The sequence below is a fragment of the Solibacillus kalamii genome (genome assembly GCF_002174535.1).
Lineage (GTDB): Bacteria > Bacillota > Bacilli > Bacillales_A > Planococcaceae > Solibacillus > Solibacillus silvestris.
Genome location: NZ_NHNT01000006.1, coordinates 168,480 through 187,536 on the forward strand (window position 1 = coordinate 168,480; position 19,057 = coordinate 187,536).

The window sequence follows — 19,057 nt, forward strand, 5'->3', positions numbered from 1 at the left end:
ATTTGGAGATTGATAGCGTGAAAAGTAAAGACCCACTTCAATTACAGCAAACCATCAACTTTTTAAAATCAGAAATCGCTAAATATCAAAACGAAATATCCACCCTACAAAGCGTGGACCATTATTCAATGGTAAATAGTCTTGAGCAGGAACTGAATCAGTTAATTAATGAGAAAAAAGAACTTTCTGTGGAATTAATGATGCTGAGGAAAAGCTTTGAAAAAGAGCTGAGCGAACTGCACGAAAATATTCAGTTACGTGAAGAGCAAAGAATAAAACTCATTTCTTCCATAGAATCACTAGTGGAAAAAAAAGAAAACTTACAGAAAGAAAATAAACAGTTAAAAGAAACAATCGAAAAAACAGGTGATATTGTATCTCCTGCTGCCCGTTCAGAAAACTATAAATATGCCGTCGAAGAGCTGGATCATTTGCTTCGTTCCTTCATGAACAGTAACAATGAACAATTAATTTCTCTGCGCGAAACGATCAATCAACAGCACCATCTGTTAAAGGAAATTAAAGATAAAAACGATGAAATTCATTCTACGTTAGAAGAAATGGCCCAAGTAAAAGAGCCTAAACATAAATATTCCCCTACTTCAGATGAACAATCCATTACCCGGATTAATCTGGAAAACCAGCTTCAAAATTTATTCATCCAAGCAACCAGTTTCGAAACGGAGCTTGAAGAAAAATTACGTATTCTCGATGAGTTTGATGACAAATTACTTTTACTTGCCATGGAGATTGAGAAACATAAAAAGGGCGATATATAATAGACAGTTTTATTGAGTAAAAAGGCGACACGTCTGTACGTATCGCCTTCCCTTTATTTAAATGTTCTCCAGCCAATATCTTTGCGGAAAAAGAAATTCGTCCATTCTTTTTTTGCAAGTTCAGCATATACTTTTTCCTGCGCTTCTTTTAATGTAGTTGCTTCTGCTGCTACTAATAACACACGGCCACCGTTACCTACGAACCGATCACCCGCAAGCTTTGTCCCCGCATGGAATACCGGCAGTTCAACATCCGAAAGCTCCGGCAGAGCATTTCCTTTTTCCACATCGCCTGGGTAGCCTTCCGCCGCAACAACAACACCTAGCATAGCTGCTTCTTTCCACTGTAAATCGAATGGCTGCTCGTTCATTAAGCTCATCATAAATTCACCGAAGTCTGAAGCCATACGTGGTAATACGATTTGTGTTTCCGGGTCACCAAATCGTGCGTTGAACTCTATTACTTTCGGGCCTTTTGCCGTTAAAATTAAGCCTGCATACAGGATACCGGTGAATGATACACCTTCTGCTTCCATTGCATTTACAGTCGGCTCTACGATTGTGTCATATGCAACTTTTACAATGTCTTCAGAAATTTGCGGTACTGGTGAATAAGCACCCATTCCCCCTGTATTTGGTCCTTTATCGCCATCATAAGCACGTTTATGATCTTGTGCTATGACCATTGGATAAATTTGTCCTTTATGTACAAAACTCATAAAGCTGAATTCTTCGCCATCCAGGAACTCTTCTACAACAACACGGGAAGACGAATCACCGAAACGTTGGTTACCGATCATATCTTCCACTGCTTCGATCGCTTCCTGTTCTGACATCGCTACAATGACACCTTTTCCGGCAGCTAATCCGTCCGCTTTAATTACAATTGGAGCACCTTGCTCTTTAATATAATCAACCGCTTTATCCGCTTCTGTAAATGTTTCATGCGCTGCCGTCGGAATATTATATTTGTTCATAATCTCTTTTGCATAAGACTTCGAACCTTCAATTTTTGCCGCCGCTTTTGTTGGGCCGAAAATAACCAAGCCTTGCTCGTTGAAGTAGTCAACGATTCCTTCTGCTAATGGCTGCTCCGGACCTACAAATGTTAAAGCCACATCATTTTCTTTTGCAAATTGTGCAAGTGATGTGAAATCCAGTGCATCGATTGCCACTACTTGTGCATCCTGTTTCATCCCGTCATTTCCTGGTGCTACGAAAACGTTTTGTACAGATGGTGCATTATTGAATTGCTTTGCGATCGCATGTTCACGACCACCACTACCGATTACAAGAATATTCATTATGAGCTCTCCTTTTATATCGTTAATTTCCGTTGCGGGCGAATGCCTTCCGCGGGGGGGAGTCCTCGCCCTTCACTCCAAACAACTAAAGTCATTCCCTACACATGATTTAACCTTATAATTCTCTATTAATTTTATTTTTCTAATAAAAAAAACGCCCGCCAAATTTTAGGCGAGCGCTTTTCATTAATGGTCGTTTACACTGCGCTACCCGACCAAAAGTAGTGCTGTGTATCTTACAATCAATGATTATTTTATTATTAACAGGGCATCTCCCGGCCAAAGTCGATGCAGTTGTTAATAAAATTTGGTTACGACGGGGACCCGGCCAAGAATCGCCCAATCGTCTTATTTACCCCTCTCCCGGCCAGAAAGAAGAATAAATAAAGCATTTGCAAACGCTTCTGCTAACGTCCGGCCAGAACATTAGCGAAACTTTATTCTATTATAACGTAAATTTAATAATTTCTCTACTGCTAACTTTTAATTAGTGTTTAAAGTGACGAACCCCTGTAAACACCATGGCAATACCATATTTGTTTGCTGCATCTATTGATTCCTGGTCTTTAATCGAGCCACCTGGTTGAATGATTGCTTTAATACCGGCTTTTGCCGCTGCTTCTACTGTGTCGCCCATTGGGAAGAATGCATCAGAAGCTAATGCCGCGCCCTGTGCTTTTTCTCCCGCTTGTTCAAAGGCAATTTTCGCAGCACCTACACGGTTCATTTGACCCGCACCTACACCTAATGTCATTTGCTTATCTGTTACAACGATGGCATTCGATTTTACATGCTTCACAACTGCCCAGCCTAGTTTTAATGCTTCCCACTCTTCTTCAGTCGGTTCACGGTCTGTCACAACTTGAATAGTTGCATCTTTAAAGCCGAAACGGTCCGGCTCTTGTACAAGTAAACCACCTTCAACTGCTACAACATTGAACTGATCCTGCTTTTCCTGTGTGAAATCGATTGTTAACAGACGAATGTTTTTCTTCTGCGTTAAAATCTCTAATGCTTCTGAAGTAAAGCTTGGCGCAATGATGATTTCCAGGAAAATACCCGATAATTTTTCGGCAGTTGCCTTGTCCACTTCTTTGTTTAATGCGATGATGCCGCCAAAGATAGATGTTGAATCTGCTTCATATGCTTTATTGAATGCTTCTTCAATTGTTTCGCCAGTACCGACACCACATGGGTTCATGTGCTTTACGGCAACCGCTGCAGGCATTTCAAATTCTTTTACGATTTGCAATGCTGCATTTGCATCCTGAATATTGTTGTACGATAACTCTTTACCGTGTAATTGTGTTGCGTAGGCAATCGAGAAATCCGAACCTAAACGTTTTGCATAGAAAGCCGCTTTTTGATGAGGGTTTTCACCATAGCGTAATGTTTGCTTCAACTCATATGTTAGCGTCATGTTTTCAGGGAACTCTTCGCCAATTGCATTTGATAAATGATTGGAAATATACGAATCATAAGCAGCCGTATGACGGAATACTTTTGCTGCTAAACGACGACGTGTTGCTAATGTTGTTTTTCCATCTGCCTTCAACTCTTCCAATACGGCAGAATAGTCATTTGCATCAACAATTACCGTTACATAATCATGGTTTTTTGCAGCTGAACGTAACATTGTCGGACCACCAATATCGATATTTTCAATTGCATCATCCCAAGATACATCCGGCTTGGAAATCGTTTCGACGAACGGATATAAGTTGACACATACAATTTCGATTGGGCGGATGCCATGTTCATTCATCTGTGCAACATGGCTTGGCTCATCAAACTTACCTAATAGACCGCCATGAATCATTGGATTTAATGTTTTTACACGGCCATCCAAAATTTCCGGGAAGTTTGTTACTTCATCCACTGCTGTTACCGGAACATTGTTTTGTTGTAGTAAACTTTTTGTTCCTCCAGTAGAAAGTACTTCATAGCCAAGAGCTACTAATTCTTTTGCAAATTCTAAAATACCATTTTTATCTGAAACACTAATAAGTGCACGTTTCGTCACGATTAGGTCCTCCAATTTAGTTATTATAAGTGTTGTTTTCCGTTACGGCGGACGCTTTCCGGGGGCACGAGGCCAACAGGATGTTGGTCACAAAAGCGTTGCCACAGGACGTGGCGTTCTTAGCTTTTGTTCCTAGTCTCAGGCGTCGTGCTTGTCCCCCAGGAAGCTTTGATTGGCTTCTATGACTCCGCTTCGCTCTGCAACGAAAGGCAGAGCCGGCAGTTGCACTCGCCGCCTTCACTCCAAACAACAATATTCAGTCAAAGTACTATCCTTAGAATAATACAATTCGTTGGTGAAATTTTTTCAACTTATCGGTGAGCAATGCCCTCACTGGAGCGGCTCATGCGAATTTACTTTTTTGCGTTAAATAATTGCTGTAATGTTCTCGTGTATAGCGCATGTTCTAATTTATGTATACGCTCTTCTGTTGCTTCACGGTCTCCATCGATAACGTCAACTGCCCCTTGCGAGATAATCTTTCCCGTATCCATTCCCGCATCTACATAATGCACCGTCACACCGGTAACTTTTACGCCATGAGCCATTGCCTGACCAATAGCATCTTTTCCGGGAAATGACGGCAGCAACGACGGATGAATATTGATAATCCGATGCTCATAAGCCGCTAAAAGCGTTTCCCCAACAAGGCGCATATAACCTGCTAATATGATCCATTCAATCTCTCGTTCTTTTAACAGTTTAATTAGTTTCGCTTCGTAGGCTGCCTTATCGGCAAAATTTTTCGGTGCAAGCTCCACAACAGGAATACCACAATTTTGTGCACGTGTCACAACATAGGCACCCGGCTTATCCGTAATTACAAGCTCGATTGTCGCGTTAAGCTCACCGCGGCTAATCGCTTCTTGAATTGCCTGAAAGTTACTACCGCTTCCGGAAGCGAATACGGCAATTTTCGTACTCATTACACTAAGCTCCCGTCATGTTCGCCATTAAAGATGACACCTTCACCGTTGACAACGCGACCAATTGTATAGGCTTTTTCACCTTCCGCTTCTACTGCAGCGATCACTTTTTCCGCTTCACTCGCAGGTACCGCAATAACAAAACCGATTCCCATGTTGAATACGTTATATAAATCTTTGTCCGCTAATGCACCTTTTTCTTTTAAAAACTCAAAGATGCGCAGCACTGGCCAAGCTCCTAAATCAATTTCAGTTGCCAAACCTTGTGGCATCATACGTGGCAAGTTTTCATAGAAGCCCCCACCTGTTACGTGTGCACAACCATGTACGTCTGCTGCTTTAAGTGCTGCTAAGACAGGCTTTGCATAAAGTTTTGTAGGAACTAGAAGCGCTTCTCCGATTGGACCAAGGTCTTCATAGCCTTCTACTACTGCATTAACTGCAATTTCATTGTCAGCGAATACAATTTTACGAACTAATGAATAGCCATTAGAATGGACTCCGCTTGAAGCAAGGCCGATTAGAACATCGCCTTCCTCTATTTTCTCACCTGTAATAATATCCGCTTTTTCACAAGCACCTACAGCAAAGCCAGCTAAGTCGTACTCGTCTTCTTCGTAAAGACCCGGCATTTCTGCTGTTTCTCCACCGATTAATGCTGCTCCTGACTGCACACAACCGTCTGCAACACCTTTAACGATTTGTTCTATTTTTGCCGGTTCAGCCTTTCCTACTGCTACATAGTCAAGGAAGTAAAGCGGTTCAGCACCTTGTGCAACGATATCATTTACACACATCGCAACACAGTCCACGCCGATTGTATCGTGTTTATCAACCATAAATGCAAGCTTTAGTTTCGTCCCAACACCGTCCGTACCTGAAATAAGAACTGGTTCCTTTAAGTTCAGTGCAGACAAATCAAACATGCCTCCAAAGCCGCCAAACGTTCCCATCACACCTAAACGGTTCGTACGCTCGACATGCGATTTCATACGTTTTACTGCTTCATAACCTGCCTCAATATTTACGCCTGCCTGTTCATATGCTTTTGACATAATGTACTTGCTCCTCCTTAATTTCTAACAGTCTTTTTCATGTGGTAAAACTGTGTCCGGGAATATTTCTGTCGGGTATTTTCCTGTAAAGCATGCGACGCAAAGTCCGCCATTTTCATCTTCGAACGGGCGGTTCGTTGCACGGACCATACCTTCCAAAGATAAAAATGTTAATGTGTCCGCTTCAATTGCAACTCGTATATCTTCCACACTGTGGCTTGATGCTATCAGCTCTTCATGTGTCGATGTATCGATTCCGTAATAACAAGGATCCGTCATTGGAGGGGAAGAAATCACAACATGTACTTCTGCCGCCCCTGCTTCTTTCAGCATGCGTACAATGCGTCTCGATGTTGTACCGCGTACAATTGAATCATCTACCATTACGACACGTTTTCCTTTAACAACTTGAACTACCGGTGAAAGCTTCATTTTAACACCACGTTCGCGAAGTTCCTGTGTCGGCTGGATAAAAGTACGACCAACATAGCGATTTTTAATTAAGCCAAGCTCGTATGGAATTCCGCTCGCTTCAGAAAATCCAATTGCTGCAGAAATGGACGAATCAGGAACTCCTGTAACGACATCCGCTTCAATATGGGCACATTCTTTTGCGAGTTCTTTCCCCATGCGTTTACGTGCCATATGGATATTCACTTCATCAATATTTGAATCAGGACGTGCAAGATACACATATTCCATCGCACACATTGTTCGCTTGTCCTTTTCAACATAGCTGTCGACTTCAAGACCATTATTTGAAATGATCAATAACTCGCCTGGTTCCACTTCACGTACGTATTCCGCTCCGATTAAATCAAATGCACATGTTTCAGAAGCAACAACATAAGAATCCCCCAGTTTTCCAAGTGAAAGGGGACGTAAGCCGTTTCGGTCTCGCGCTACAATCATTTGATCATTCGTCAATAGAATAATAGAGAATGCGCCTTTTAATAGCGACAATGCTTCTTTCACTTTTGAACGAAATGGAGAGTGTTTTGATTTTTTAATTAAATGTACAACAACCTCTGTATCGGAAGTCGAGTTGAAAATGCTGCCAGAGCGCTCTAAAAACTGTTTTAAATGTGTGGCATTCACTAAGTTCCCATTATGGGCAATTGCCAGTGAGCCAGTTGAAGAACGGAATAACAGTGGCTGAACATTTTCCAGTCCTTTACCGCCTGCTGTTGCGTATCGTACATGCGCAATTGCCGCATGCCCTACTACTTTACGTAATTTATTTTCATTGAACACGTCATTTACGAGACCTTCACCACGTACAGCCTGAAGCTGATTACCGTCAGTTGTGACGATACCAGCTCCTTCCTGTCCACGATGCTGTAATGCGTGTAAACCGTAATAACTTAAGTGCGCCGCATCCTGGTTACCCCAAATGCCAAATACACCACATTCCTCATTTAAGCCTCTGATTTCAGCAAGCATGGAATTGCTCCTTTCCAGGCAGAACGGAATTCCTCCACAGTACCTTCAACAAGTACACCAGCTTCACCGCTAATTTTTATGTTCGCGTCGTCTGTTACTGTACCAATTTTTTGTGCATCTTTTACGATTGTTTCAAAGCCTTCTGCATGTTCAGCTTTCACAGTTAATACAAAGCGTGATTGTGATTCAGCGAATAGAGCCGTTGTTGCAGAACCTGTTAATGCTACGTCTAAGCCTAAACCTTTTGCTGCGAAAGTTTTCTCTGCTAATGCAACCGCAACTCCACCTTCAGAAACATCATGCGCTGATCGAACAAGTCCCGCTTGAATCGCTTCTAAAATAGATTGTTGACGTACCGCTTCTACTGTCAAGTCGATTGAAGGTGCTTTGCCAAAAATGCCGCCTTCCACTAACTTTTGTAATTCAGATCCACCGAATTCTGTTTTCGTGTCGCCGACTATATACACAACGTCACCAGCAGCTTTTACTTCCTGAGTTGTAACATGTGCTAAATCTTTTACTAATCCAACCATACCGATTGTTGGTGTTGGATAAACGGCTTCACCTGAACGCTCATTGTACATTGACACGTTACCGCCAATTACTGGTGCATCTAATGCTAAACAAGCTTCCGCAATACCGTCAGCCGATTTTTGGATTTGCCAGAAGATTTCAGGCTTTTCCGGATTACCGAAGTTTAGGCAGTCTGTAATCGCAAGTGGTTGTCCGCCTGAACATACGATGTTACGCGCTGCTTCAGCAACAGCAATTTTTCCGCCTGTTGTAGGGTCTAGGTAGATATAGCGAGCATTACAGTCTGTCGTCATCGCCAACCCTTTATTTGTACCGCGTACACGTAATACTGCAGCATCCGAACCTGGTGCTACAACAGTATTTGTACGTACTTGATAGTCATATTGATCGTAAACCCACTCTTTTGAAGCGATTGTCGGCGCTTTTAAAAGTGCTGTTAACGTTTCTTTATAATCTGTTACGTTTGGTTCCGTATTTTCCATTGCCTGATATTCTGCAAAGTAAGCTGGTTCAGCATCCGGCATATTGTAAACCGGTGCGTCTTCAGCAAGCGCGTCTGCAGGCACCTCTGCTACCACTTCACCTTTGTGCAGTAAACGAAGCATTTTGTCTTCTGTAACTCTTCCTACTGCTACCGCATCAAGATCATATTTATCGAAAATCGCTTTAATTTCATCTTCACGACCTGCTTTTACAACGATCAGCATGCGCTCTTGAGACTCTGATAACATCATTTCATACGCTGACATGTTTGTTTCACGTTGAGGAACTAAGTCCAAGTTCATTTCTACACCAGTACCAGCTTTAGAGGCCATTTCTGCTGAAGATGAAGTAAGACCTGCTGCACCCATATCTTGAATACCAACTAATGCATCTGATTTTACAACTTCCAGACAAGCTTCAAGAAGTAATTTTTCCATGAACGGATCCCCAACTTGTACTGCCGAACGACTTTCTTCAGTATCTTCTGTCAATTCTTCAGAAGAGAATGTTGCACCGTGAATACCGTCACGACCTGTTTTTGCACCAACGTACATTACAGTATTTCCTACTCCTGCAGCAATACCTTTTTGGATATCCTTATGATCGATTAATCCGACACACATTGCATTTACAAGCGGATTTCCTTCGTAGCACGGATCAAAACCAATTTCGCCGCCTACTGTCGGAATACCGATACAGTTTCCGTAACCTGCAATACCAGCAACAACTTCTTCAAATAAATATTTACCGCGCGCTGATTTCAACTCACCAAAACGTAAGGAGTTCAGCATCGCAATTGGACGTGCACCCATTGAGAAAACGTCACGGATAATTCCGCCTACACCTGTTGCAGCACCTTGGTATGGTTCAATCGCAGATGGATGGTTATGTGATTCCATTTTGAAAACGACCGCTTGCTCATCACCGATGTCAACAATACCAGCACCTTCACCAGGACCTTGCAGTACTTGAGGACCTTTTGTCGGGAACTTGCGAAGTACCGGCTTCGATTTTTTATAAGAGCAGTGCTCAGACCACATTACCGAGAAAAGACCTGTTTCTGTCCAGTTTGGAATACGACCTAATTTTTCAATTGCTAAGTCAAATTCCGCATCTGACATCCCCATGTCTGCATAGAGACGTTTTTCCTTAATTTGCTCTGGTGTTGGTTCGAAATTAGTTGTTAACATGCTGTTCCCTCCACTGCTTCACAATTGATTTAAATAGTTTAAGACCATCTGCGCCACCAACGATTTCATTTGCAGCACGCTCTGGATGTGGCATCATGCCGAGTACATTGCCTTCTTTATTGATAATTCCTGCAATATCCGCTAAAGAACCGTTCGGATTTTCGCCTCCATATGTAAAGACAATCTGGTTATTGGCTTGTAAAGAGGCTAATGTTTCGTCATCACAGTAGTAGTTGCCTTCACCGTGCGCGATCGGAATATTGATTACTTCTCCTTCTTCATATCCGTTTGTAAATAATGTGTTGTTGTTCTCAACTTTTAGCTGTACTGTACGACACATGAATTTAAGATTTTTATTGCGGATTAGAGCACCAGGTAACAGCCCTGCTTCCGTTAAAATCTGGAATCCGTTACAAACACCTAGCACTGGTTTGCCTTGTGCAGCAAACTCTTTTAGAGCCGACATAATGTTTGATTGGTTTGCCATTGCGCCACAACGTAAATAGTCTCCATATGAGAAACCGCCAGGCACTAATGCCCCGTCAAATCCGTCTAGACTTGTAGCTGTATGCCAAACATATTCTACTTCTTCACCTAGCTCGTCCTTAATCGCATGAAACATGTCGATATCACAGTTAGACCCCGGGAAAACGAGTACTGCAAATTTCATCGTATTATGCCTCCTCAACTTCATAACGGTACTTTTCGATTACCGTATTTGTTAATACTTTTTCGCACATTTCTTTTACGATTGTTTCGATATCGCGGTCAGTGTCTTGGATTGTAACTTCTAAATATTTACCAATACGTACGTCAGATACTTCGCCATAACCGATTTTTTGCAATGAGCCTTGAACTGCAGAACCTTGTGGATCCAGGATGCTTTCTTTTAATGTTACGTATATTTTAACTTTCTTCATGAGTTAGTTGCCTCCAAGTTTTTGTAATATAATTTCATATACTTCCGTTAGATTGCCTAAATCACGGCGGAATACGTCTTTATCAAGCTTTTTTTTTGTAGTAGAATCCCACAAACGACAAGTATCAGGAGAAATTTCATCGGCAAGTAAAATATTGCCGTCTTTGTCACGACCAAATTCCAGTTTGAAGTCGACTAATGTTACACCAACCGCAGTAAAAATCGGACGCAGCACTTCATTCACATGCAGTGCCGCATTATACAGCTGTTCTACTTCGATTGGTGTTGCGATATTCAGCACGTCAATATGCTCCGTTGTAATGATTGGATCACCTAATGCATCATCTTTATAGTAAAATTCGACGATTGGACGCTTAAGCGGTGTGCCCTCATCCAAGCCTAGACGTTTTGCCAGGCTGCCTGCAGCAATATTGCGTGTAACAACTTCGATTGGAATAATTTCGACTTTACGTACAAGCTGTTCGTTCGCTGAAAGCCTTTTTACGAAATGTGACTCGATTCCGTTTGCTTGTAACTTTTCGAAAAGTAAAGTCGTAATTTGGTTGTTTAAATTTCCCTTTCCAGCAATCTCGGCTTTTTTCTCACCATTAAATGCTGTCGCACTATCTTTGTATTCAACAAAAAGAATTTCAGTATCTTCTGTTGTATATAATCGTTTTGCTTTCCCTTCATATAAAAGCTGGCCTTTATTCATGACGTATTCCTCCTGATTAATTGATTAGTTAGTTAAGACCTAAACGTTCGAAAATCAAATCAACATTCTGAATATGGTAGTTATAGTCAAAGCAGTCTGCAATTTCTTCCGGTGATAGATGCGATGTGATTTCTTCACTCGCTTCTACAAGCGGACGGAATTGTGTTTGCTCATCCCAAGCTCGCGCTGTTAATGGCTGAACCGTATCGTACGCTTCCTCACGTGATAATCCTTTGTCGATTAACGCTAGTAAAATACGCTGAGAGTAGATCAGACCAAATGTACGCTCCATATTGCGTTTCATATTGTCAGGGAATACAGTTAAGTTTTTCAAAATATTACCGAAACGATTTAACATATAATTTAATGTAATTGTGGCATCCGGAATAATGACACGTTCAGCTGAAGAATGTGAAATATCACGTTCATGCCATAAAGCTACATTCTCATAAGCTGTCAGCATGTAGCCGCGCATCAATCGTGCCATACCTGTCATATTTTCAGAGCCGATTGGGTTTCGCTTATGCGGCATAGCAGAAGAACCTTTTTGCCCTTTCGCAAACCCTTCTTCCACTTCACGTGTTTCAGATTTTTGCAGTCCGCGGATTTCTGTCGCAAATTTTTCAATTGATGTAGCGATCAATGCCAATGTAGAAAAGTATTGTGCATGACGGTCACGCTGTAATGTTTGTGTAGAAATTGGTGCAGCTGCTAATCCAAGATGTTCACATACATAGCTTTCCACACGTGGATTAATATTGGCATATGTTCCTACAGCACCGCTCATTTTACCTGTTTCGATTACTTTTGCGGCTTCTTCAAAACGTACTAAGTTACGGCGCATTTCTTCAAGCCATAATGCCAGCTTTAAACCAAATGTTGTCGGTTCTGCATGCACACCGTGTGTACGCCCCATCATTACTGTAAATTTATGCTCTTTTGCTTTTTCTGTCAGAATGGCGATGAATTGGTGTAAATCTTTACGTAAAATTTCATTCGCCTGTTTGATTAAGTATGATAGTGCTGTATCTACAACGTCCGTTGATGTTAAACCGTAGTGTACCCATTTTTTTTCTTCGCCAAGTGCAGGTGTTTCCGAAACAGCTCGTGTAAATGCTACTACATCATGACGTGTTTCCTGTTCAATTTCATAGATGCGGTCGATATCAAATGATGCATTAGCACGTAATTTTGCTACATCTTCTTTAGGAATTTCACCGATTTCAGCCCATGCTTCACAAGCTAAAATCTCTACTTCAAGCCATGCTTTAAATTTGTTCTCTTCAGTCCAAATAGCACCCATTTCTGGACGTGTATAGCGTTCTATCATAAATCTTCTCCTTTTACTCCGGCCAAATACCAGAGTCTGTTATTTGTTGTAATGCTGTATTTATATCATCTGTCATGATTGTAACATGACCCATTTTCCGATTTACCTTTGCTTCTGATTTCCCGTACAAATGTACAGACCAGTCAGGAAATTTTGAAATTGAATTTGTTAATGGAACGACATGCTGACCAAGTACATTCACCATAATTGAAGGTGCCCACAGTTTTGGTTTACGTAGCGGCCATCCGCATACTGCACGAATATGCTGTGTAAACTGGGAAATATTGCATGCCTCTATCGAATAATGGCCTGAGTTATGCGGACGTGGCGCACATTCATTTATAACGATGCTGCCATCTTCAAGGACGAACATTTCCACTGCCAATGTTCCGATCAGTTTCAGAGAATCGGCAATTTTAAGTGCAGCTTCTTCAGCTAATTGTGCTGTCGACTGTTCGATACGGGCCGGGACAATCGTTTCATGTAAAATGTGGTTTATATGAATGTTTTCTCCGACAGGTAAGCAGTATGTTTCACCATCACCATTGCGCTGAACGATGACAGAAATCTCTTTCGTAAATGGAACAAAACCCTCTGCAATACATTGTGAATGTGTAAATAAATCTTTTGCCATTGGTAAGTCCTCAGCTGATTTCAATAACTGCTGTCCTTTCCCGTCATAACCGCCCCGTGCTGTTTTAACGATACATGGGAAGCCGATTTCTCCAATGTTTTCTAGCAGCTCTTCATAGGTAGATGCGACAATATACGGTGCAACCGGACAGCCTGCCTCAACAATCATTTGCTTTTCTGTGACACGATTTTGTGTAATGCGCACAAGCTCTGCGCCTTGAGGAACATAGGCCATTTGTGTTAAACGTTTCAAACCATCGTAATCGATATTCTCAAACTCATATGTTATGACATCACTAACTTCCGCCAGCTCTTCCAATGCTGCTTCATCATCATAAGCTGCGACAATTCGTATGTCTGCCACTTGTCCACAAGGCGAATCCATTGTTGGCTCCAGTACTGCGATTTTATAGCCGGCTTCTTTTGCGGCAACTGCCATCATACGACCAAGCTGACCACCGCCGATGATGCCGATTGTTTGTCCAGGGTAAATCATTTTCGTCACGTTAAGTCACCTGTGCTTTCCAAAACTTGCGCTTTTGTCGCTTCACGTCGTGCCTCAAGCTTTGCAGCAAGTTCCTGATCAAACGCTCCTAAAATTTGCGCTGCAAGCAGGCCTGCATTTGTTGCTCCTGCCTTGCCAATTGCTACAGTCGCGACAGGTACACCACCTGGCATTTGGACAATCGATAATAGTGAATCGAGTCCGTTTAGCGCACGTGACTGTACAGGTACCCCAATTACAGGTAACGTCGTTTTTGCTGCTACCATACCTGGTAAATGAGCTGCTCCACCAGCCCCTGCAATAATTACTTGAATACCGCGTCCACGCGCAGCTTCCGCATATTCAAACATTAAATCTGGTGTGCGATGTGCTGAAACGACTTGCTTTTCATAAGGCACTTGCAGCTCGTCCAAAATGTCACAAGCATGCTTCATCGTTTCCCAATCACTTGAACTTCCCATAATAACGCCAATTTTCGGATTCATGAGTTTCGCTCCTTTAAACATCTTCGCCATTTGTGTAATAAATGTAAAAAAATCCTCAAATAAATTGCTCTCTACGCTCTACGCATGAGAAAGCAATCTACTTGAGGACTGAGCATTAAAAGTATATGTAGATAATTGCATTGAGATCCACATCCTTTATTTCATCATACCTGAAGTTGCTTTCCCACATAGTCCGGTATTTACGGTGCCGGGTAGAGACACTAGAGCCATATTCTCTAGCATATATGAGGGATTAAATGTTTTTCCTGTACACATTTTAACAAGGGTTACGCATAAAATCAATGCAAAAATGCGAACAATATTTTTAAAGCAAAAGATATTGTTCGGTTTTTAATCGAGTAGTACGTTATTCTTCTATTAATACACCTTTAAATTGTATTTTTTGACGCAAATAGATAGGCTCGCCATTTACTTCTTCGAACACCGGCTCTTCTCTGCGTCCAAAAGGCATATAGCCATCTTTCTTCATTCTTTCAAGGCATTGCTCGATTGTTTCATTTTCTTCTACTTCATACCATACTTGCTTTTTAGCCAAAAAGGTCATCCTTCCACATGTAAAATATCGCTCTAACTATACCACGATACTTTTAGTACTTTCTAATAGAATGGTTTTATTTTGTGAACGATTTGTCACAAGTAAAATTAAAACGGAGCAATCACAAATTTCCTGTAATTGCTCCGAATTGTTTATTTTATAATCTCCATTTGCTCTGTTAACTGCAGTATTTCCTCAAATGTTAAGTCCGGATTTTCTAAAATCACATTATATCGTAAACCTTCTTCATCCCATTGGATTGTTTTGAAAGTACCCAACTCGATTTTAGAACCCTTTTGTCCGCGCACTTCAATCAGTTCTTCTTCCTCTCCAATTGACTGCATTGGCTTAAAGATTGAAAGCGAGAATTGTTTATCACCGTTTTTGGAATATGTTAAGGCAATCTCTCCCGTATCAGTAACCCCCATGTCTTCAATTCCTTCCATTGTGTAACCAAGGGATTCAGGGAATATTAAAAATGGTCCAATCTTCTCGACAGCCTGCTCTACTGTCAATTGTTCCAATGGCTTGAAAGACTCGACCTTAACAACGGCATCTTCGGGTATATCTACACTAAATTTAGCATCGTCAATTTTACTGTTTGGCTCAAATTTCGTAAATTCAGAAGTTATTTTCATATCGCCACTTGCCGAAATCGTTTTTAATGTCATCCATGTTTTTTTATCTACCCAAATTTCCATATCCCCAATAAGCGTATTTTGCTTTTTGGCCTTTGCAATTAAATGGTACGTTTCATGCCCAGCAATCTTTTCTTCTTCACCAATCGTAATATCGTGGGAATTTTTTATTTGTTCCAACGTATGCAATGCCTGCTCTTTTAACGTTGGACGAACTAAACTTTCTACTTCTGGCCCTAGCCCAAAAATCATTGCTTCATTCGTTGTTTTCGAATAGGAAGTTAATGTTTTGCCATCATTAACTGCAATCGATTCTTCTCCTGTGGAATCAACCATTTCTACACGTGTCTTTCCTTTTTTCTCCCATTGCTTCGAAAGAATCTCGGTCCCGTCGTCCATTGTTATCTTATATTCTCCATAATAAGAATCAAGTTCAGATGTTTCCTGCATCGCCTGATTCAATATTTCTTGGGGCGAGTAATTTTCCTCATTGCTGCATGCCGCTAAAGACAGCGTTAAAATTAATGCTGCTGAATATATCATTTTTTTCATTTTATCCATTCCCCTCTTCTTCAATTGGTGGTAGCCAGATGATAATCGCTAATTGATCTTGCTGTGTTATAGCTTTAATTGTCCCATTATGCTTAGCCATAATTTGCTTTGCAATACTCAAACCGAGACCAGCCCCTCGCTCACCTATCTGGCTTCGAGAAACATCAAACTGATACAGCGGCTCAAACATTTGCTCACACTGCTGTTCCGATATGGTCACCCCGCTATTTTGGACGACGATATATACGCCCTTTTCCGTAAAGTTTTCTGCTAACCTTTTTGTACTGCATACAGGAATATTCAGCGTTTCAAATGCGGATATATAAATCGCTCCTCCCGGATTTGTGTACGTCCAGGCATTTGCGACAACATTATCGACAACGCGCATCAATTGCTTCGGATTTACAAGATAACTCCCTTCCACATTGGCTGTCGTCTTTGCTTCAAACCCCTTTTCTTTGCTGATTTGTTCATAGTCGCCCAAGAGCATATCAAAAAACTCTTCGCCTTCAACTTTTACAAGTTCCAGTTCATATGTCGGTGACTGCAATAATGTTAGCATCATTAAATCATCAAGCAACTGCTTCATATAATCTGATTTGGACTGAATAATCTGCAAATACTCCTGATGGTCCTTTTCAGTATGGGTCCCATGCCGTAAACTTTCTGCATATGCTTGAATTGATGTTAGAGGCGTTTTCAAGTCATGTGACAGACTGGCAATCATAAATTCCTTTTGCTGCTGCTCTAATGCAAGCTTTTTTCGCGTCGCTGTAATTTCCTGCAGCATTAATTGAAAGCTCTCGGTTAGTTCTCCGATTTCATCCTTTTTTACCGGTAGCGGACTTGTTGCTTCATCCTTGGCGAAAGCGCGCATTTGTTCCATTAGTCTTTTTACCGGCTTATTGAGGCGCCTATTCAGCATATAGACAACCGACCCGTATAACAACAGCATTACTACAATTAAACTCGTTACGACAATAAGTGATTTTGTGTTTACTTGTTCCAGCCATTCAGATCGAACGAGCGTAATCTTGTATACCCCCTTAATTTCCCCATCTTCATAAACAGGTTCTTTATAAACGAATGTTTCGTAGTTTTGTTTAAATTCAAACAGATTTTTATAAACCGCACTTTTTGATTCAAAACCGTTCAAAGAGTTGATTAAATTCGAGGAATAAAAAATCTTGCCATTCGGACTGTACAGCGTAATCATCAACTGATCGGATGTCAGTTTCTCGATTTCCTTATAATTAGCATTAATCGTGTAAAGCGACGGATTATCCAAATAATCTTTTATATCTGATACAACTGCCCACTTTTCAAAATACTCATCAAGACTTTTATCCTGGTAGTAATCGTTAATGGATATATATAGCCCATACAGTGCAAGTAACGGTAATATCATGACAAGCAAATACGTAAGGAGAAGCCATGATTTAATTTTCATACTTGTTCACCTATAAAGCGGTAGCCCTTTCCCCATACAGTTTGTATATAGTTAGGTGATTTTACAGGATCCTTCAGCTTCTCACGCAATGCTTTAATATGCACCGTTACCGTATGTGTTTGATCCAGCTCAACTTGGTGCCAAACATGTGTATACAACGCTTCCTTTGTAAATAGCTCGAAAGGATTTTGTGCCAATACTTTCAGTAACGCAAACTCTTTTTGTGTCAAGCTAACTTCAACCTCTTCGATATAAACACATTCTTTTACCCAATCAATTTTTAATCCATGTACATATGAAATCATATCTTCTGCTGCGAAAACTCTATTATATCTCTGCCATCGTCGTATTTGAGAACGAACACGCGCTTTTAATTCTTCTAAAGAAAACGGCTTTGCCAAATAATCATCGGCATCTTGTAACCCTGTGACTTTATCCGATTCATTACTTTTTGCACTGATCATAATAATTGGAACATCACTTTGCAGTCGAATATGTTCAATCATTGATAGCCCATCCATTTCAGGCATCATCCAATCAACAAGTATTAAATCATAGTTCCCGGCAGAAAAATCTTCTAATCCTTCAATCCCAGTCGTTGCCCATGTCACTGCATAGCCTTCCTTTATTAAGGTGTCTTTAATAATGCGCGCAATTTCACGGTCATCTTCCACTAAAAGAATTTGTTGTTCCATCATGTACGCCTCCTACCATCACTATAACAAGTAATTTTATCGATAATTGTGACTTTATAAATCCTTTATATTTTATCTTACTTTGTTATGGCTGTTTAAAGATAGCCAAAGTTACCTTTCACTGTAAAGATGGTCGTTTTAAAATGGAAATTTTATGTTACTATCAATTGTGTAAATAAATAAAAGAGGTGTCGCAATAATGGAATTCTTTATCGAAAAGATGAACAGTAAGATGGCCACTACAATTCTCGGATGGAAATATGAACAGCCTTACGATTTTTATAATAATGAACAAACTGATGAGGCTTTGGAAGAATTAATGGATGGATCCTACTATGCCATTGCAGATAAAAATAAAGAAGTAATTGGATTTTTCTGTATCGGAGAGAGTGCTCGAGTACCTAGAGGGAACCATTTCGGTGTTTATACGGCAGATTTAATAGATATGGGAGTCGGAATGCACCCAAATCTTGTTGGAAAAGGCAATGGGTTCGAGTTTTGTACAGGGATTATGAAATTTATTGAGGAGAAGTATCCAAGTAAATCGCTAAGATTAACCGTAGCGACATTTAATCAGAGAGCCATTCATTTATATAAAAAGCTTGGTTTTGTTAAAGAAGATGAATTCAGTAATGACGTTACAGAATTTATGACAATGGTGAGAATATAAAAAATAAAACTATTTATAACAACAAAAAAACCACTGATTCCTCAGTGGTTTTGCGTGTGCGAAGCGACGTCCTACTCTCACAGGGGGAAGCCCCCAACTACCATCGGCGCTAAAGAGCTTAACTTCCGTGTTCGGTATGGGAACGGGTGTGACCTCTTTGCCATCATCACTT

General features: G+C 40.9%; 18 protein-coding genes, 1 rRNA gene and 1 riboswitch. Of the genes, 2 read left to right on the top strand and 17 right to left on the bottom strand.

Annotated elements, in window-relative coordinates:
* The first annotated feature begins 2 nt into the window (after positions 1–2).
* Positions 3–779, top strand: coding sequence for a multidrug ABC transporter ATPase (locus tag CBM15_RS10850; RefSeq protein WP_087617513.1), 777 nt, complete (start codon positions 3–5; stop codon positions 777–779).
* A 53-nt stretch (positions 780–832) separates the two neighbouring features.
* On the opposite strand, the gene purD is transcribed toward CBM15_RS10850, so the two are convergent.
* The 16 genes from purD to CBM15_RS10930 form a co-directional block, all read right to left on the bottom strand.
* Entirely contained in the window at positions 833–2,083 is a 1,251-nt protein-coding gene (gene purD, locus CBM15_RS10855) for a phosphoribosylamine--glycine ligase (protein ID WP_087617514.1), read from the bottom strand.
* A 487-nt stretch (positions 2,084–2,570) separates the two neighbouring features.
* Positions 2,571–4,106, bottom strand: a complete 1,536-nt coding sequence (purH, locus tag CBM15_RS10860; protein ID WP_087617515.1) for a bifunctional phosphoribosylaminoimidazolecarboxamide formyltransferase/IMP cyclohydrolase — start codon at positions 4,104–4,106, stop codon at positions 2,571–2,573.
* A gap of 353 nt (positions 4,107–4,459) precedes the next feature.
* Positions 4,460–5,032 (bottom strand): phosphoribosylglycinamide formyltransferase, encoded by a 573-nt coding sequence (purN, locus tag CBM15_RS10865; protein ID WP_087617516.1) that lies wholly within the window; start codon positions 5,030–5,032, stop codon positions 4,460–4,462.
* Positions 5,032–6,087 (bottom strand): phosphoribosylformylglycinamidine cyclo-ligase, encoded by a 1,056-nt coding sequence (purM, locus tag CBM15_RS10870; RefSeq protein ID WP_087617517.1) that lies wholly within the window; start codon positions 6,085–6,087, stop codon positions 5,032–5,034. The genes purN and purM overlap by 1 nt, the downstream gene beginning before the upstream one ends.
* A 24-nt stretch (positions 6,088–6,111) precedes the next feature.
* Positions 6,112–7,530: an amidophosphoribosyltransferase gene (gene purF / locus CBM15_RS10875; protein WP_008408735.1), complete on the bottom strand. Its 1,419-nt coding sequence runs from the start codon at positions 7,528–7,530 to the stop codon at positions 6,112–6,114.
* Entirely contained in the window at positions 7,506–9,737 is a 2,232-nt protein-coding gene (gene purL / locus CBM15_RS10880; RefSeq protein WP_087617518.1) for a phosphoribosylformylglycinamidine synthase subunit PurL, read from the bottom strand. Before purL ends, purF begins: the two co-directional genes overlap by 25 nt.
* On the bottom strand, positions 9,724–10,407 hold the full coding sequence (gene purQ, locus CBM15_RS10885) for a phosphoribosylformylglycinamidine synthase subunit PurQ (protein WP_087617519.1): 684 nt from the start codon (positions 10,405–10,407) through the stop codon (positions 9,724–9,726). The genes purL and purQ overlap by 14 nt, the downstream gene beginning before the upstream one ends.
* Before the next feature lie 4 nt (positions 10,408–10,411).
* Positions 10,412–10,657, bottom strand: a complete 246-nt coding sequence (gene purS, locus CBM15_RS10890; RefSeq protein ID WP_087617520.1) for a phosphoribosylformylglycinamidine synthase subunit PurS — start codon at positions 10,655–10,657, stop codon at positions 10,412–10,414.
* 3 nt (positions 10,658–10,660) lie between these two features.
* Positions 10,661–11,371, bottom strand: coding sequence for a phosphoribosylaminoimidazolesuccinocarboxamide synthase (purC, locus tag CBM15_RS10895; RefSeq protein ID WP_087617521.1), 711 nt, complete (start codon positions 11,369–11,371; stop codon positions 10,661–10,663).
* Positions 11,372–11,399: 28 nt separating this feature from the next.
* On the bottom strand, positions 11,400–12,701 hold the full coding sequence (gene purB, locus CBM15_RS10900; RefSeq protein WP_087617522.1) for an adenylosuccinate lyase: 1,302 nt from the start codon (positions 12,699–12,701) through the stop codon (positions 11,400–11,402).
* 13 nt (positions 12,702–12,714) lie between these two features.
* A complete protein-coding gene (gene purK / locus CBM15_RS10905) occupies positions 12,715–13,839 on the bottom strand; it encodes a 5-(carboxyamino)imidazole ribonucleotide synthase (RefSeq protein ID WP_087617523.1) in 1,125 nt (374 codons plus the stop codon).
* Positions 13,836–14,324, bottom strand: a complete 489-nt coding sequence (gene purE / locus CBM15_RS10910) for a 5-(carboxyamino)imidazole ribonucleotide mutase (RefSeq protein ID WP_014822577.1) — start codon at positions 14,322–14,324, stop codon at positions 13,836–13,838. Before purE ends, purK begins: the two co-directional genes overlap by 4 nt.
* A 169-nt stretch (positions 14,325–14,493) precedes the next feature.
* Positions 14,494–14,593, bottom strand: a riboswitch (purine riboswitch).
* 98 nt (positions 14,594–14,691) lie between these two features.
* Positions 14,692–14,880 carry an NETI motif-containing protein gene (locus tag CBM15_RS10915; protein ID WP_008408744.1) on the bottom strand — a complete coding sequence of 63 codons (189 nt, stop codon included), beginning with the start codon at positions 14,878–14,880 and terminating at the stop codon, positions 14,692–14,694.
* Positions 14,881–15,032: 152 nt separating this feature from the next.
* On the bottom strand, positions 15,033–16,070 hold the full coding sequence (locus CBM15_RS10920) for a LolA family protein (protein WP_239534789.1): 1,038 nt from the start codon (positions 16,068–16,070) through the stop codon (positions 15,033–15,035).
* Position 16,071: 1 nt separating this feature from the next.
* A complete protein-coding gene (locus CBM15_RS10925; RefSeq protein WP_087617525.1) occupies positions 16,072–17,520 on the bottom strand; it encodes a HAMP domain-containing sensor histidine kinase in 1,449 nt (482 codons plus the stop codon).
* Positions 17,517–18,215, bottom strand: coding sequence for a response regulator transcription factor (locus CBM15_RS10930; protein WP_087617526.1), 699 nt, complete (start codon positions 18,213–18,215; stop codon positions 17,517–17,519). Before CBM15_RS10930 ends, CBM15_RS10925 begins: the two co-directional genes overlap by 4 nt.
* A 199-nt stretch (positions 18,216–18,414) precedes the next feature.
* Between CBM15_RS10930 and CBM15_RS10935 the strand changes: the two genes are divergently transcribed.
* Complete coding sequence (locus CBM15_RS10935) at positions 18,415–18,885, top strand: GNAT family N-acetyltransferase (protein ID WP_087617527.1); 471 nt, start codon at positions 18,415–18,417, stop codon at positions 18,883–18,885.
* 58 nt (positions 18,886–18,943) lie between these two features.
* Here CBM15_RS10935 and rrf read toward each other — a convergent pair.
* Positions 18,944–19,057 (bottom strand): 5S ribosomal RNA (gene rrf, locus CBM15_RS10940); the annotation flags it as partial.

Bases quoted from the DNA above. Each gene is read 5' to 3' on its own strand.
- purB (WP_087617522.1), bottom strand. From the start codon at position 12,701: ATGATAGAACGCTATACACGTCCAGAAATGGGTGCTATTTGGACTGAA.
- purF (WP_008408735.1), bottom strand. From the start codon at position 7,530: ATGCTTGCTGAAATCAGAGGCTTAAATGAGGAATGTGGTGTATTTGGC.
- purC (WP_087617521.1), bottom strand. From the start codon at position 11,371: ATGAATAAAGGCCAGCTTTTATATGAAGGGAAAGCAAAACGATTATAT.
- CBM15_RS10935 (WP_087617527.1), top strand. From the start codon at position 18,415: ATGGAATTCTTTATCGAAAAGATGAACAGTAAGATGGCCACTACAATT.
- purQ (WP_087617519.1), bottom strand. From the start codon at position 10,407: ATGAAATTTGCAGTACTCGTTTTCCCGGGGTCTAACTGTGATATCGAC.
- purD (WP_087617514.1), bottom strand. From the start codon at position 2,083: ATGAATATTCTTGTAATCGGTAGTGGTGGTCGTGAACATGCGATCGCA.
- purL (WP_087617518.1), bottom strand. From the start codon at position 9,737: ATGTTAACAACTAATTTCGAACCAACACCAGAGCAAATTAAGGAAAAA.
- purE (WP_014822577.1), bottom strand. From the start codon at position 14,324: ATGAATCCGAAAATTGGCGTTATTATGGGAAGTTCAAGTGATTGGGAA.
- CBM15_RS10925 (WP_087617525.1), bottom strand. From the start codon at position 17,520: ATGAAAATTAAATCATGGCTTCTCCTTACGTATTTGCTTGTCATGATA.
- purN (WP_087617516.1), bottom strand. From the start codon at position 5,032: ATGAGTACGAAAATTGCCGTATTCGCTTCCGGAAGCGGTAGTAACTTT.
- purS (WP_087617520.1), bottom strand. From the start codon at position 10,657: ATGAAGAAAGTTAAAATATACGTAACATTAAAAGAAAGCATCCTGGAT.
- CBM15_RS10920 (WP_239534789.1), bottom strand. From the start codon at position 16,070: ATGAAAAAAATGATATATTCAGCAGCATTAATTTTAACGCTGTCTTTA.
- CBM15_RS10930 (WP_087617526.1), bottom strand. From the start codon at position 18,215: ATGGAACAACAAATTCTTTTAGTGGAAGATGACCGTGAAATTGCGCGC.
- purM (WP_087617517.1), bottom strand. From the start codon at position 6,087: ATGTCAAAAGCATATGAACAGGCAGGCGTAAATATTGAGGCAGGTTAT.